This window comes from Solimonas variicoloris DSM 15731, from assembly GCF_000382285.1.
Lineage (GTDB): Bacteria > Pseudomonadota > Gammaproteobacteria > Nevskiales > Nevskiaceae > Solimonas > Solimonas variicoloris.
This window is the reverse complement of the sequence record NZ_KB907943.1, coordinates 1-12,859: the sequence shown is the minus strand read 5'-3', so window position 1 is coordinate 12,859 and position 12,859 is coordinate 1. Positions and strand designations below refer to the sequence as shown.

At 68.0% G+C, this 12,859-nt stretch carries 18 protein-coding genes; 4 read left to right on the top strand and 14 right to left on the bottom strand.

Annotated features, from left to right (window positions below):
* Nucleotides 1-44: 44 nt before the first annotated feature.
* Nucleotides 45-494, bottom strand: coding sequence for a hypothetical protein (locus tag H149_RS0116215; RefSeq protein ID WP_154654876.1), 450 nt, complete (start codon nucleotides 492-494; stop codon nucleotides 45-47).
* A gap of 117 nt (nucleotides 495-611) precedes the next feature.
* Between H149_RS0116215 and H149_RS0116210 the strand changes: the two genes are divergently transcribed.
* The gene (locus H149_RS0116210) at nucleotides 612-836 is read left to right on the top strand and encodes a helix-turn-helix domain-containing protein (protein WP_020650820.1); all 225 of its coding nucleotides are present in this window, start codon (nucleotides 612-614) and stop codon (nucleotides 834-836) included.
* 14 nt (nucleotides 837-850) lie between these two features.
* Here the strand turns inward: H149_RS0116210 and H149_RS0116205 are convergent, their stop codons facing one another.
* Complete coding sequence (locus H149_RS0116205) at nucleotides 851-1,549, bottom strand: glutathione S-transferase N-terminal domain-containing protein (protein ID WP_020650819.1); 699 nt, start codon at nucleotides 1,547-1,549, stop codon at nucleotides 851-853.
* Nucleotides 1,550-1,611: 62 nt separating this feature from the next.
* Here H149_RS0116205 and H149_RS23385 point away from each other — a divergent pair, with 62 nt between their 5' ends.
* Complete coding sequence (locus H149_RS23385; RefSeq protein WP_154654875.1) at nucleotides 1,612-1,938, top strand: hypothetical protein; 327 nt, start codon at nucleotides 1,612-1,614, stop codon at nucleotides 1,936-1,938.
* Here the strand turns inward: H149_RS23385 and H149_RS0116200 are convergent.
* On the bottom strand, nucleotides 1,935-2,168 hold the full coding sequence (locus H149_RS0116200) for a hypothetical protein (protein WP_154654874.1): 234 nt from the start codon (nucleotides 2,166-2,168) through the stop codon (nucleotides 1,935-1,937). The genes H149_RS23385 and H149_RS0116200 overlap by 4 nt on opposite strands.
* Before the next feature lie 123 nt (nucleotides 2,169-2,291).
* Complete coding sequence (locus H149_RS21395; protein WP_020650817.1) at nucleotides 2,292-2,900, bottom strand: DUF2946 family protein; 609 nt, start codon at nucleotides 2,898-2,900, stop codon at nucleotides 2,292-2,294.
* Nucleotides 2,901-2,951: 51 nt separating this feature from the next.
* Here H149_RS21395 and H149_RS23380 point away from each other — a divergent pair, with 51 nt between their 5' ends.
* Together H149_RS23380 and H149_RS0116185 are read left to right on the top strand one after the other, a co-directional pair.
* Complete coding sequence (locus H149_RS23380) at nucleotides 2,952-3,305, top strand: hypothetical protein (protein WP_154654873.1); 354 nt, start codon at nucleotides 2,952-2,954, stop codon at nucleotides 3,303-3,305.
* Nucleotides 3,306-3,372: 67 nt separating this feature from the next.
* A complete protein-coding gene (locus H149_RS0116185; protein ID WP_020650815.1) occupies nucleotides 3,373-4,080 on the top strand; it encodes a uracil-DNA glycosylase family protein in 708 nt (235 codons plus the stop codon).
* A 102-nt stretch (nucleotides 4,081-4,182) separates the two neighbouring features.
* Here the strand turns inward: H149_RS0116185 and H149_RS21390 are convergent, their stop codons facing one another.
* From H149_RS21390 to H149_RS23375, 10 genes are all read right to left on the bottom strand, one after another.
* Nucleotides 4,183-5,919 carry a hybrid sensor histidine kinase/response regulator gene (locus tag H149_RS21390; protein ID WP_083931062.1) on the bottom strand — a complete coding sequence of 579 codons (1,737 nt, stop codon included), beginning with the start codon at nucleotides 5,917-5,919 and terminating at the stop codon, nucleotides 4,183-4,185.
* 146 nt (nucleotides 5,920-6,065) lie between these two features.
* On the bottom strand, nucleotides 6,066-7,244 hold the full coding sequence (gene nhaA / locus H149_RS0116175; protein WP_020650813.1) for a Na+/H+ antiporter NhaA: 1,179 nt from the start codon (nucleotides 7,242-7,244) through the stop codon (nucleotides 6,066-6,068).
* 63 nt (nucleotides 7,245-7,307) lie between these two features.
* The gene (locus H149_RS0116170) at nucleotides 7,308-7,769 is read right to left on the bottom strand and encodes a YaiI/YqxD family protein (RefSeq protein WP_020650812.1); all 462 of its coding nucleotides are present in this window, start codon (nucleotides 7,767-7,769) and stop codon (nucleotides 7,308-7,310) included.
* A 4-nt stretch (nucleotides 7,770-7,773) separates the two neighbouring features.
* Nucleotides 7,774-8,238 (bottom strand): coiled-coil domain-containing protein, encoded by a 465-nt coding sequence (locus H149_RS0116165; RefSeq protein WP_154654872.1) that lies wholly within the window; start codon nucleotides 8,236-8,238, stop codon nucleotides 7,774-7,776.
* 512 nt (nucleotides 8,239-8,750) lie between these two features.
* The gene (locus H149_RS0116160) at nucleotides 8,751-9,131 is read right to left on the bottom strand and encodes a VOC family protein (protein WP_020650810.1); all 381 of its coding nucleotides are present in this window, start codon (nucleotides 9,129-9,131) and stop codon (nucleotides 8,751-8,753) included.
* Nucleotides 9,132-9,396: 265 nt separating this feature from the next.
* Nucleotides 9,397-9,774, bottom strand: coding sequence for a hypothetical protein (locus H149_RS0116155; RefSeq protein WP_154654871.1), 378 nt, complete (start codon nucleotides 9,772-9,774; stop codon nucleotides 9,397-9,399).
* A 75-nt stretch (nucleotides 9,775-9,849) separates the two neighbouring features.
* Entirely contained in the window at nucleotides 9,850-10,722 is an 873-nt protein-coding gene (locus H149_RS0116150; RefSeq protein WP_154654870.1) for an alpha/beta fold hydrolase, read from the bottom strand.
* Nucleotides 10,723-10,842: 120 nt separating this feature from the next.
* Nucleotides 10,843-11,142 (bottom strand): hypothetical protein, encoded by a 300-nt coding sequence (locus H149_RS0116145; RefSeq protein WP_020650807.1) that lies wholly within the window; start codon nucleotides 11,140-11,142, stop codon nucleotides 10,843-10,845.
* A 266-nt stretch (nucleotides 11,143-11,408) separates the two neighbouring features.
* The gene (locus H149_RS22870) at nucleotides 11,409-12,200 is read right to left on the bottom strand and encodes a phytanoyl-CoA dioxygenase family protein (protein WP_083931071.1); all 792 of its coding nucleotides are present in this window, start codon (nucleotides 12,198-12,200) and stop codon (nucleotides 11,409-11,411) included.
* A gap of 114 nt (nucleotides 12,201-12,314) precedes the next feature.
* Nucleotides 12,315-12,629 carry a hypothetical protein gene (locus H149_RS23375; protein ID WP_154654869.1) on the bottom strand — a complete coding sequence of 105 codons (315 nt, stop codon included), beginning with the start codon at nucleotides 12,627-12,629 and terminating at the stop codon, nucleotides 12,315-12,317.
* Nucleotides 12,630-12,859 lie beyond the last annotated feature (230 nt).

Below are 12,859 nucleotides of genomic sequence, written 5' to 3'. Positions count from 1 at the left end.
GCCCGCAACTGTAGCGGATCGAGGCTGGCGGATTGCCGCAAATTTCAGCCGTCGCCGGCCGATTGCGGCCACTCGCCGAAGTATTGCGCCCAGCCCAGCCAGCGCCGCGCCACCTCGCCGGCGAGATCGCGCTGCGTGCGGTACATCGCCGCGTGCTCGGCCAGCTGTTTCCAGCGCGCCCCGTCCTGCGCCAGGCGGCCGAGATGCCGGGTCGCCAGCGCCAGGTCCTGCGCCGGCGGACGCGCCGGGGCGCGCGTCGCGTCCGCCAGCAAGCGCGCCAGGCACTGCAGCTCGTGCAGGCAATCGTCGGCGCGGGCCAGGGCGCCGCACTCGATGGCCTGCAGGCGCGCCTCGGACAGGCGCGCCAGCCCGGCGTCGCCCAGCAGCTTCGGGCCGCCGCCGAGCAGGGCGGCGAGCAGCAGATCCAGCGTATCGCTGCCGTCCGTCGCCTCGCCCGCCTCCGTTTCCGGCAGCCAGCGTATGTCCTCAGGCATCCCGCCTGCGGTGATCGCCATGAGATTCCCCAACCATCATGCCCGGCTGATGATACTTATAAGTAGTCCTCTTATAAAGCTGTAGAGCCCGGGGAGACCGCAACCTACCGTGGTTCGATGAAAGCCACGATCGAACAGGCTCTTGGCAGCGCCATCCGGCGGCGGCGGATGGCGCTGGGCTACAGCCAGGAGACTTTCGCCGATGAGATCGGCATGCATCGCACCTACTACAGTGCGATCGAAAGAGGGGAGAAGAACCTGCAGCTCAATACGCTGCGGCGGGTTTGCGAGGGGCTGGGCGTGAGCGCCTGGCAACTGATGCGCGAGGCGGAAGGCGAGTAGCGCGCGGCCGTCCTTTACGGAATCGCCAGCCCGCGCTGCACCGCCGGCCGGGCCAGGAAGGCGTCGAGCGCCCGCTGCACCTGCGTGAACTCGGCGAAGCCGACCAGCTCGCCGGCGCCGTAGTAGCCGATCAGATTGCGCACCCAGGGGAAGGTCGCGATGTCGGCGATCGTGTAGGCCTCGCCCATGATCCAGTCGCGGCCGGCGAGATGGCGGTCGAGCACGCCGAGCAGGCGGCGGCTTTCGGCGACGTAGCGGTCGCGCGGGCGCTTGTCCTCGTACTCGCGGCCGGCGAACTTATGGAAGAAGCCGAGCTGGCCGAACATCGGGCCGATGCCGCCCATCTGGAACATCAGCCACTGGATCGTCTGGTAGCGCGCCGCGCCCTCGCGCGCCAGCAGGCGGCCGGTCTTGTCGGCGAGATAGATCAGGATCGCGCCGGACTCGAACAGCGGCAGCGGCGCGCCGCCCGGCCCGTCCGGATCGAGGATCGCCGGAATCTTGTTGTTCGGATTCAGCGACAGGAATTCCGGCGAGAGCTGGTCGCCGGTCTCGAAGCTGACCTGATGCGCCTCGTACGGCAGGCCGCATTCCTCGAGCATGATCGACACCTTCACGCCGTTCGGCGTCGGCAGCGAATAGAGCTGCAGGCGCTCGGGATGAAGGGCCGGCCACTTGGTGGTGATCGGAAAGGCGCGAAGATCGGCGGTCATCGGGGTTCGGCGGTCGGGCTGGGGAATCGGCCGCCATCGTACGGCATGCGCGCGGCGCGACGTTGACGCGGGCGCACGCGCACGCGGTGCGACGCATGTGCCCGGATTGCGAAGCGCTGAATGCAGACCGGGCCCGGGTCGCGCGCGACGCCGGCCTGGTCGAAAGCGCCGTGGTCATCGACATCAAGACCCGCCGCGTCGGCAGCGGCCAGCACTTCCTGTGTCTGGGCTGCGCGCCAGCCCGGTGTCGGCTGGCATCCGCTCACGGCGGCGCGCCGAACGGCGTCGCGGCGCAGGCCGCCGGCAAGGGGCCAGCCCGCAGGTCCATTCGGAATCTCGCGTGCCGCGCGCACGCGCCGCCGCGACGGCGACGCGACGCCGCGGCCTAGTGCGCGGAGCGGCGCGGCCGCGAGTCGGCGACGATCGGCCGCCAGGTCGCACGGAAGTGCCGTTCGACTTCCTCGGTCACGGCCAGCTCGCCGAGCGGATTCCGGCACAGCCAGCCGGCGCGGACCAGGCGCGCCTCATCTTCTGCAAACGGCTGCGGCGGACTCTGTCGCTTGAAGAGCCGCATCAGGAAATTGAAGTCGTGATCGCTGCAACCTGTGGGGAACGACATGAAAGGTACCGATCGCGATCGAGTCCGGAGTCTGCGCGCAAAGGCGGGAGGTGGCAAATACCGGTCGCCGCGCGCGCGGCGAAACGCTCGCCGTGCGCAACGCGGCTCGCGACGGCCGCCGCCTCAGGGTGACGCGTCGTCGCGCGTCGTGCGCTCGCCGTCGCGCGGCTGCGGATCGAGCACGTAGCCGAGTACCGCCGGCCACTGCGCGCGATCGAGCCGGCGCACACTCAGCGCCCGATCGCCGATCGCCAGTTCGAGATCGCTCGGCTGGCCGGACGGCGTGGCGAGTGCGGCCGCGAGCGCCGCCTCGCCGACCGGCGCGCCGCCGGCGCGCAGCCGCGCCAGCGCCCAGTCGAGATCGTGATCGGCGAGCAGCGCCGGGCCATGCTCGGTGACGAGCAGCAGCGAGCCTTCCTCGTCGAGGAAAGCCTGCGTCGGCGCCGCGACCGGCAAGCCGGTATGCGTGCGCAGCGCGGCGCCGTCGGCCGCCACGCGCAACACGAACGGCGCGACTTCGAGCTTCATGTAGCCGCGCTGCGGACCGTTCTGGAAATACCAGCGCCCATACGCGTCGACGCCGTAGTTGCGGTCGATGGTGTCGATGATCTGCGGCCGCGTGATCGGCTCGCCGCGGATCAGCCAGCGGCCGCGGCGATCGAGCGCCAGCCAGCCGAACAGCGCCGGCACGTTCGGCCAGCGTTGCAGCGCGCGGTGTACCCAGTCTTCCATGCGATGCGAAGTTCCGTTGCCAGGCGCGCAGTGTAGGCCGGCCGGCGCGCGATGCCGAAGCGCCCGGCCGGACTCGACCGCTTCCGCCGCCGGAATCCATCGCCGCACGCGCACGCTGCCGTGCCGCCATTCGCGTGCGTCCGCAATTGCATATGCGCCGCGAAGCGCGCACCGTGGCCTGCGGCCCATGCCGCAGCAGAATCGGAGCAGGCCGTGAATCCCTCATTCAAAGTCGGCGATATCGTCGTATTGCGCGCCGGCAGCGTTCGCATGAAAGTCGCGGCGATCGACAAGACGGACGGGCGCGTCCGCTGCACCTGGGTCCGCGGCCCGGCCAAGCACACGCAGAGCTTCGCGCCCGCCGATCTGATGATGAACAACGCGGCGCCTCAGCCCCGGTTCTGAGCGCCGGGCACCGGCGCAACGCGCACGCGTCGCCGCCGCCGCGCCGCGCTTCGGGCATCATGCGCGCATGCCCGATCCGACTCCCTCTTCCGCGCCGCTGCTCGGCGACGCGCAGCGCCAGACCTTCCGCGAACTCGCCGCGACCACGCCCGGCATCGACGTCGAGGTCTACGCGCGCTTCGGACGCGATCCGCTCGAACCGATCGTCGCGCATGGCGATCCGCACGCGGCGCTCGGCTTCTTCGGCCGCGATCCCGGCCGCGACGAAGTCCAGCATCTGGAACCCTTCATCGGCGCCGGCGGCCAGCTCGTGCGCCGCGCGCTGTACGAGCACCGCCACGGCGCGCCGCTGCCCGACTTCGAAGCCTCGCGCACGATCGGCCGCGATTACTTCTGGGCCAACACCGTGCCGTACAAGCCGCTCGGCAACAAGGCCTGGTCGACGCGCGTCAAGAAGCGCTTCCAGCCCCTGATGGCCGAAGTCCTCGTCGACATCTGGCGCGGCGACGACCTGATCGTGCTCGGCCGCGAGGCCTTCTTCTGGTTCGCGCTCAATCGCGACAAGGCGCTGACGGCGGCGCTCGAAGCGTTCTGGGCGCGCGAGGACCGCTACGAGCAGTCGTACGCCGTCGCGGTGCGCAGCGCGTCCGGCCGCGAACGCGAGATCCGCCTGCACCCGCTGCCGCATCCCTCGCCGCTCAACGCCACTTGGTACCGCCGCTTCCCGGCACTGCTGCGCGCGCGGCTCGCCGCGCTCGATCGCGGCGCGCGCTGAGGCGGCCGGCCCTGGCGGCGGACGCCGCACACAGAATCATCCGGATGCAGAAGGGCGCGGGCCGCCGCGCCGCAGCCGGCGCCGCGCCGAAAGCGCCCGGCGCTAGATCGCCAGCGACGACGCCGGGGGCGCGGGCGACGGCGCGGCGATCGGCGCCGAGGTCAGCGCCTCGATCACCGTGAGCAGGCGCTCTGCATCCGAAGGCTTGTGCAGCAGCGCGCAGCCGGCCTGCGTCGCCATCCGCGCCGCCTGACCCGACATGTCGCCGGTGAACAGTACGGCCGGCAGCTCGCGCCCGAGCTTCTCGCGCACCCGCTCGATCACCTCGATGCCGTTGCTGCCGGGCAGGCGGAAGTCGGTGACGACGACCGCCGGCCGCAAGCCTTCATCCAGCTGCTGCAGCGCCGCCGCGAAGCCCGATGCGACACACACGCCGAAGCCGGCGCTGCGCATCAGCAGGCGCGTCGCGTCGGCGATCGCCGCATCGTCCTCGACGAGCAGCACGAGCGGGCCCTCGGGACGCGGCGCGCGGCGCGACGCCGCCCCCGCCGCGAGCACCGACGGCCGCGACGCCGCCGCCAGCGGCACGCCGAGCGGCAGCTCGACGGCGAAGGTGGAGCCGACGCCCGGCGTCGAGCGCACCTCGACCCGCAGACCGAGCACGCCGGCGAGTTGCTGCACGATCGACAGGCCGAGGCCGAGTCCGCCGCTGCGTCCCTGCGCCGGATGCCCGACCTGGTAGTAGGCCTCGAAGATGCGTTCCAGCGATTCCGGCGGAATGCCGATACCGGTATCGCTGACGGCGACGCGCACGGTCTGCGCGCCCGCTTCGGCCTCGATCAGCACGCGGCCCGCCGTCGTGTAGCGGATCGCGTTGCCGACCAGATTCTCGAACACGCGGCGCAGCAGGGCCGGATCGCTGCTGGCGACGCAGGGCGCCATGCGCAGGTCGAGGCGCAGGCCCTTGGCCTCGGCACGCGGGCGGTTCTCGGCGACGATGCGCTCCAGCAGCTCCGCCAGCGCGAAGTCGCGCGGTTCGGCACGCAGCTGGCCGCCCTGGATGCGCTGCAGATCGAGCAGCGTATCGAGGAGCTCGTCCATCGCCGCGATCGAGCGCTGCGCGCGGTCGCACAGCTCCCGCTTGTCGGTCGACGCCAGCTCCGGCGCCAGCAGCGCGAGATAGGTCTTCACCGACTGCAGCGGCTGGCGCAGATCGTGATTGGCCGCCGACAGCAGCCGGGTCTTCAGTGCGTCGGCGCGCTCGGCGAACTCGCGCGCGGCGACGGCCTCGGCCGTGCGCTCGAGCACGCGGCGCTCGAGCTGGGCATGCATTTCGGCATTTTCCATCGCCAGCGCGGTGGCGTCGGCCAACGCCTGCAGCAGGCGCACCTCGTCGTCGTCGGCACGATGCGGTTGCGCCCAGTAGATGCCGATCGCGCCGAGCGGCGCGCCGGTGCGAATCGGCACCATCGCCAGGCTCTTCACGAAAGTGCGGCGATAGGCGTCGTGCGGGATGCGCGGATCGAGATAGATATCCTCGATGACCGCCGCGCGGCGATTCAGCATCGCCCAGCCACTGATGCAGGTCTGCATCGGGAAGCGCTGGCCTTTCCACAGCGGCCCGATCGCGTCCTCGTCGGCGTAGTGACAGAAGTCGCCGTCGCGCAGCACGAAGGCCGCGCCGTCGGCTTGCGTCAGCTCGCGGGCGGCGCGTCGCACGGTTTCCTGGATGGCGGCGACGCTGCGCGCATAGGACAGCTCCTGGACGACCCCGACAAGGCGCTCCATCGCCACCATATGGGCTTCGTGCGCCTGCTGCTGGATGGATTCATGTGCCATGTCCAGGCCTCCGACCGGCTCTCCCGGCCGCCACGCGGCTCATCCCCATGCGAGCCGGTTTGCGGACCTTACCCGGTCCGCGGGAGGCGCTCAACATGCGGTCTTCTCTGCAATCGGATCGCCGTCACGGCTCCGTCACGGCACGGTCAGGCCGCGCCGGCCGGACGGCCGACCGACCGCAGCAGCACGACGCCGGCCAGCGCCGACAACAGCGAGCCGCCGAGCACGCCGAGCTTGGTGCCGTCCATCAACGCCGGGCTCGCCGCGAACGCCAGACCGCCGATGAACAGGCTCATCGTGAAACCGATGCCGCACAGCAGCGCGACGCCGTACAGCTGCAGCCAGCTCGCCTGCGCCGGCAGCTGCGCCCGGCCGCTCATGACCGCGAGCCAGGCGAAACCGAACACGCCGAGCTGCTTGCCGACGAACAGGCCGGCAGCGATGCCAAGCGGCACTGCCGACAGCAGCGAAGCGGCACTCATGCCGGCGAACGACAGCCCGGCGTTGGCGAAACCGAACAGCGGGATCACGAGAAACGCGCTCCACGGATGCAGGCCGTGTTCGAGGCGATGCAGCGGCGACTCGCCTTCCGCGTCGCCGCTGCGCAGCGGGATCGTCAGCGCCAGCATCACGCCGGCCAGCGTCGCGTGCACGCCCGAGCGCAGCACGAAGAACCACAGCAGCGCGCCGAGCGGCAGGTACAGTGCGAGGCGCCGCACGCCGCAGCGGTTCATCGCCACCAGCACCGCGAGCGTCGCGGCGGCAGCGGCGAGCGCGTCGAGATGCAGCTGCGCCGTATAGAACAGGGCGATGACGATCACCGCGCCGAGATCGTCGATGATGGCCAGCGCGACGAGGAAGACCTTCAGCGACGGCGGCACGCGCGAGCCGAGCAGCGTCAGCACGCCGAGTGCGAAGGCGATGTCGGTCGCCATCGGAATCGCCCAGCCGCTCATCGCCGTCGCGTCGCCGCGCGCGAAGACGGCATAGATCAGCGCCGGCACGATCATGCCGCCGAGCGCGGCGACGCCGGGCAGGATGCGCTGGCCCCAGCTCGCGAGCTGGCCTTCGAGCATCTCGCGCTTGATTTCGAGCCCGACCAGCACGAAGAACAGCGCCATCAGGCCGTCGTTGATCCAGTGCAGCACACTGAGCCCGCCGACGTAGCGGTGCTGCAGCGCAAAGTAGGTCGCCGCCAGCGGCGAGTTGGCGACCAGCAAGGCCAGCGCCGCCGAGGCCATCAGCACGATGCCGGCCGCGGATTCCTGGCGCAGAAAGTCGCGCAGCGGCGCCAGCGGGTGTCGACGGCTTGTGGCGTGCGGCATCAGTCTCGGATCAACGGGAAGGTCGGCGCAGTGTAGGAGAGCGCCGCGGCCGGCAGCTGACGCTCAGCTGACCGCGCGCTTCGGCACGCGCTGCAGCAATTTTTCGAGCTGGTTCGCGAAGGCCTGCTGGTCGCGCGCATGAAAAGCCGCCGGACCGCCGGTCTCGACGCCGGCGCCGCGCAGCTCGTCCATGAAATTGCGCATCGACAGCTGCTGGCGGATGTTGTCGGCGCTGTAGAGCAGGCCGCGCGGATTGAGCGCGGCAACGCCCTTGTCGACGACCGCCGCCGCCAGCGGAATGTCGGCGGTGATGACCAGATCGCCGGTCTGCACCCAGCCGGCGATCGCGCGGTCGGCGACGTCGAAGCCCTTCTCCACCACCACGCTGCGGATGTACGGAAAGCGCGGCACGGCCAGCGGCGCGTTGGCCACCAGCACCAGTTCGAGCGCGCGCCGCTGCGCGGCGCGAAACAGGATGTCCTTGATGACGCGCGGACAGGCGTCGGCGTCGACCCAGATCTTCACCGGCTCAGGGCTCCGTCGCCAGCGACGGCACGACGATGTCGTCGAGCCCGGCGCGCATCGCCGCCTGCGCCGGCGGCGGCAGCGCCGCGAAGTCCTCGTGCCGGTAGCTGCGCGCCGCGCAATCGCGCGCGTAATCCTGCTTGAGACGGTCCAGCACGACGATCGCCTGGCGCTGCGCCGCGACCTCGTCGTTGAACGCAACCAGCGTGGCGTTGTGCGCGCGCCGCCGCTGCTGCAGATCGAGCTGCGCGCGCAGATCGTCGCGATCCTGCGTGTCGGCTTCGCGGCGCAGCGCCGCCGAGCGCTCGTTCAGCGCCGCACGGCGCGCGTCGAACGCGGCAATCTGCCGGTTCAGCGCCGGCGCGTCGGCGCGCAGTTGCTGCACCTGCGCGGCGCAGGCCTGCAGCGCGCCGGCACTCAGCGGCCGTTCGTCGCTGGCGGCGGCCGGCAGCGCCAGCAGGGCGGACACCAGGAGCGCGCCCGCGCGCGCCCCGCCGTGGATGATTCGTGCTCGCTTGAATGCCTGCATGGCGCGGTGCCTCCATGGCGTATGCGCTGCGCGGATGCGCCGCGGGCCGCGCCTTCGGGATGGGCACCCTCCGCGACGCGGAGGCGCGCAGCCGGCGCGACAAGGGCCGCCATTATCAGCCAGTCCGGCACCGCCCGGGCGACTCCCGGCGCACCCGCCTGCGCCGACGGCTGCCGGCCACTGCGGCCGCCGTCACGGGCACGACAGGCCGCACGTCCTCCCGCCGATCGGCTCCCGATCCGGAGCGCCATTTCGGCATCGCGGGCGGCGCGCATGGCCGGCGCCAAGGAGCCACCCCGCATGTTCTGCGTCCGAACGCGCGCCCTCGACATGACGCCGTTGGTGATGTCCGGCGCCGTGCGCGGCAGCGACACCGAAACGGCAAGGACTTTGCAGTCCCCTCCCCTTCCGGCGGTGCTCTCCCGAAGGGTCCGGCATGTCGCGCCCCGCGCTCAGACCGGGCGGCCCGATGCGTGGCTTGAAAAGACCGTGATGACGTGCCCGGCAGGCTCGCGGACAGTGAATACCTCATGGTCGATGGCCGGCCTGGCTTCTATGTCTGAGGGGCAAAGGCCCAGCGATGTCAATTGCCGGTGCGTGTCATGAAGGTCGTCGACCATGAGATCGAATGGGGCGGCGCCCCCTGCGACTTTGTCCTTGAACATGAGGATGAGGTGCGTGCCGCCGCGCAATTCAAGGACAGAGACCTTGGGCCCCAAGAAGACGGGTCGCATGCCGATGGATTGCATGAACCCGGCTGTTTGTTCCATGCGGTCTGTCTCCAGAACGACATGTGCCACGGCGACGAGAGGACGCGACTCGTTCAGGTTCATTTCCTTGGCTCCCAACGCACCGGTGACGTGCGGCCCGCCGCGCAGCCTAGACCGCTGACAGGAACTTCTCCAGAGACATCCACGAGGAAGCGCCCCAGCAGCGAAGGAGACCCCCTGCGATTTCACTCGCGATCTCGCCGACTGGCGTTGCAGCTGCCCAGCAGCCGGCGTCTGCCGATCCTGGATCCCGCCGGGCTTCATCGCGCAGTGTCCGTGTTGATCGTTGGGCTGAATTTTGCCGTTTCGCACTCCGTTGCCGGGATGCTCAGTGCAGGCCGAAAACTTCGGGAACTGTGGTTACCTTCAGAGCAAACCCGTTCTGCTCAAGCCACGGCCGGCACCGCTCCAACAGAGCGAAGATACCCGGCTCCGAGCCCGGGTGAATGGCCGCTATCAACTTCGTGTTCATTGGGGTCGGGTCTCCAAACCGAAGCAGTAATTTCTCACTGTGGCGATCAGACATGTAGTCTTCGAGCTTCTGCAGAAGACGCCGCTGCGAACGCATATCCGCCCGCAGCGGAGCCGCCACAACCAGGCCGTAGTAGGTTGAACCCTCCTTGGTGGTCACGAACACGTCAATCCTTCCTGGGGATGGAATGGGGTGCTCGGGATCCTCGCTGTTCCAGTTATCGGGAAGGCTCATGGGCGCTCTCTGCCTGCCAACGGTCGTGTTGCACCGCCAGTCGGACCGTGCTGACGCCCATTTCTCAAACGCCTCTCACGATTCGCTTGCGAGGAAGCGCTCGACGATCTTCGGCAGCATCGGATCGACGGCGAGCGTGTAGTGGGTGCTGTTCGGCACGATGGCGAACCGGTTGGCGGGCCGCAGCGAGCCGTCGACCCCGGCATCGCGGTGACCGCCTCCCAGCGCCTTCCAGAACTCGACCATGTGTTCGGGCCGGATCGCGTCAGCGTCGGCAAAGACCAGCAGCGTGCGGGCCTGAAGCTTGGCGACGTCGGCGCTCAGGTCAAAAGGGCGTTTGGTCAGGTCACCGACCTTGCTGAAGAGGTTCGTCCAATCGACGTCAGGATAAGCCTGCCCTAGCGGCGATGCCTTGACGCCGGGGCCGTATGCGGCAGCGTTGGCCTCCAGCTGTTTGAAGGCCGCCACTCCCTCCGGATAAAAGCCATCCTGCCTCATCGCGGCGGACACGAGCACGAGCCGGTCGACCACGTCCGGATGGCGGATGGCGGTCTGCAGGGCGACGCCGCCTCCCAGCGAGTAGCCCATCACGTCGGCCTTGCCGAGGCGCAGATGGCGGATCAGCGCAGCCACGTCGTCGCCCATCGTTTCGCTGCGCAGCGGCCTGTCGGTGTCGGGCGTCCGCCCATGCGCCTGGAGATGCACGGCGATTACCTGCCGGCCCTTGGCCAGTTCGGCCAGATTGCTCCCGAAGCTGTCTGGATTGATGCCGCCATGAAGAAGAACGAGCGGCTTGCCGGCACCATGCACGCTGTAAAAGAGATGCTGGCCATTGACGTCGGCGAAATTCGCATTCGGCATGTTGGGAGTCTCCTTGGCCTGAACGGGAAGGGTTGTCGCCGGCACTGCGAGTACTGTCGCAATCTTCAGGAAATCGCGTCTGAGCATGTGATCCTTCCGTTGCGCCGGAACCGGCGGTGAAAAGCAGCGCTCTGATGCCCGATGCCCAGGTTAACGTGTGTCCCAGCCGCAGCGAAGCGGAGCCTGGACCGTCGCGTTGAGCACTCGCTAGAGCACAACCATGCGATATCCGTTGGCGCTTATCCTGATGACGTCACCCGACTGCATTGTGATTGCGCAATGACCCGCTGCAAAGTCTGCTTCCAGCACGCTGCTCGATGGCCCCCACGGTTCACCATGGGGGATGGAGACGTCAGAGACTTCAAAGAACTCGATGCAGGCTGATCCAGATGCGCCTTCAAGCCAGGCGCGGATGAAGCACTTGCACAGCTTCTCTTCCCACGCAATCTCGATGCGCTCCAACACCGCGTCGTGCAGATTGAGTGCCGCGCCGCCTCGCATGTCCATATTGCACTCCACGCCTCGGTTCACTCGCGCCACTGACGTCGCGTAGCGGCGGCAGGGTGGCCGATTGGAATCGTCGATTAAGCCAGCCCTCATGGCCCACCTCGAATGGCAACGCCAAACAAGTTGGCCGCCTCCTCCATACGGCTCGGGCCGTTATCGAACGCCTGGCCAGCCGCGACGGCGGCGGCAAACCAAAGCAGCAAACCAATAGAAAAACCGGCATGCAATGGCCAGCGCCGAGGAACTGCGCGTACCTGCATGAATTGTTAAACGGCGGCTCCCGATCGCTCCAGCGCCGCGCGGATAGCCGCTTCCACAGGATAGATGGGTGATGACTTTTCCTCTCGAACATCTAATTCCTTCTTCGGGAAAAGCGGAGGTTGCGCCATGAATCTTGGGGCATGCCCCCGATTGATCTGTGCCGCATGCACAAGGAACGGATGGCAAAGATAGACAGTCCCGGCCTCGCCAGTAGCAGCGACCTCCTTGCATGCCGACGTGGATGCGAAATCCAGTGACCGCACCGCAATGCCATCTCTCCCTGAAGCCTCCAATAGTCTTGCGATTAGCGCATGCGAGCCGACTCGAATTCGTGTCGGGGCATCCAACTCGCCAACGTCAGAGAACAGAAAGAGCGCGAGCAACGCGCGGCCCTTTGAATTGACGTTTACACGCCACGACGAGAAATCGTCGGCTGCGGAATCCGGGCCAGGGAAGCTCGCATCCAGATGCCAACCTGTATCACCCGTATCCGTGTCTGTCGGAAAACGCACCGGAAATGTTCCGAGACCCCGCATCGGCACCCAACAATCCGGACCGACCAATTGGTCGTATGCGCTCAACAACTTCGGCGTATTGGCGGCACTTACGAAAGGAGCGTCGTGATAGCCGCCGAGCCACACGACCGGGCGCTTCCAAGTTTTGGGGTCAGATTTTCTGACCCCCATATCTCGCCAAAGTACTTCTCGACCCTGATCTGCCAATTCCTTGGGGAAGGCGCGATCAATGCGGATATATCCGTCGGCAATGAATTTCTCTAGCTGCTGACTGGAAAGCATCGACTGCTGCTCCTCAGATACGCCGTTCAACCGTATGGCGCCGAAATCGACCTGCGGCCCCTCCGCAGCGAAGCGGCGGCAGGGACGTCGGGTTGAATGCCTTGTGGGCCGGCATCATTGCCAGCCGAAGCGTATAGACAGCAGTACGCCGCCCAGTAGAACAGTGGCCCCGACAATAACACCGACAAGAATGCGTAAACCTGATGAGTGATGGGCAGCCAATGCTCGCGCTGGCCGCGTGGACCAGAGCCACTCCGAGAATGCTTCCCCGAGCAGGTAAAGCGGTGGACCGAAGGCAATAAAAACGACCCAGCCCTTCGCCGAATGAGGCACCGATGGCCAGAACTGCAGCGCGAGAATGCCGGCGATAACCAGCCAGAAGACTGCTACGGCCAGAACAGCCCGGCCGAATTTGACGATAGAGCTCATGTCCGCCTCGCCGTCCAGACAGTATGACTTCCGCAGTCAGAGGCGCTGACCTCCGCAAAGGCCGTAACGCGGGTTAGCGAAGCGCCAGAGCCGCAGGAGCGAGTAAGCACTACGCTCATGGATCGGTTTCCTTTAGCGGAGGTCAGCATGGCAAACGATAGCACCGTCTTTGTGGGATTGGACGTTCACAAGGACTCGATCGTGGCGGCCTATTCGGTCGGTTTCGGAGA

What these genes read in the sequence shown, in the direction of transcription:
- H149_RS0116215 (WP_154654876.1), bottom strand. Translation starts at nt 494, where the DNA reads ATGCCTGAGGACATACGCTGGCTGCCGGAAACGGAGGCGGGCGAGGCG.
- H149_RS0116210 (WP_020650820.1), top strand. Translation starts at nt 612, where the DNA reads ATGAAAGCCACGATCGAACAGGCTCTTGGCAGCGCCATCCGGCGGCGG.
- H149_RS0116205 (WP_020650819.1), bottom strand. Translation starts at nt 1,549, where the DNA reads ATGACCGCCGATCTTCGCGCCTTTCCGATCACCACCAAGTGGCCGGCC.
- H149_RS0116200 (WP_154654874.1), bottom strand. Translation starts at nt 2,168, where the DNA reads ATGTCGTTCCCCACAGGTTGCAGCGATCACGACTTCAATTTCCTGATG.
- H149_RS21395 (WP_020650817.1), bottom strand. Translation starts at nt 2,900, where the DNA reads ATGGAAGACTGGGTACACCGCGCGCTGCAACGCTGGCCGAACGTGCCG.
- H149_RS23380 (WP_154654873.1), top strand. Translation starts at nt 2,952, where the DNA reads ATGCCGAAGCGCCCGGCCGGACTCGACCGCTTCCGCCGCCGGAATCCA.
- H149_RS0116185 (WP_020650815.1), top strand. Translation starts at nt 3,373, where the DNA reads ATGCCCGATCCGACTCCCTCTTCCGCGCCGCTGCTCGGCGACGCGCAG.
- H149_RS21390 (WP_083931062.1), bottom strand. Translation starts at nt 5,919, where the DNA reads ATGGCACATGAATCCATCCAGCAGCAGGCGCACGAAGCCCATATGGTG.
- nhaA (WP_020650813.1), bottom strand. Translation starts at nt 7,244, where the DNA reads ATGCCGCACGCCACAAGCCGTCGACACCCGCTGGCGCCGCTGCGCGAC.
- H149_RS0116160 (WP_020650810.1), bottom strand. Translation starts at nt 9,131, where the DNA reads ATGAACCTGAACGAGTCGCGTCCTCTCGTCGCCGTGGCACATGTCGTT.
- H149_RS0116155 (WP_154654871.1), bottom strand. Translation starts at nt 9,774, where the DNA reads ATGAGCCTTCCCGATAACTGGAACAGCGAGGATCCCGAGCACCCCATT.
- H149_RS0116150 (WP_154654870.1), bottom strand. Translation starts at nt 10,722, where the DNA reads ATGCTCAGACGCGATTTCCTGAAGATTGCGACAGTACTCGCAGTGCCG.
- H149_RS0116145 (WP_020650807.1), bottom strand. Translation starts at nt 11,142, where the DNA reads ATGGACATGCGAGGCGGCGCGGCACTCAATCTGCACGACGCGGTGTTG.
- H149_RS22870 (WP_083931071.1), bottom strand. Translation starts at nt 12,200, where the DNA reads ATGCTTTCCAGTCAGCAGCTAGAGAAATTCATTGCCGACGGATATATC.
- H149_RS23375 (WP_154654869.1), bottom strand. Translation starts at nt 12,629, where the DNA reads ATGAGCTCTATCGTCAAATTCGGCCGGGCTGTTCTGGCCGTAGCAGTC.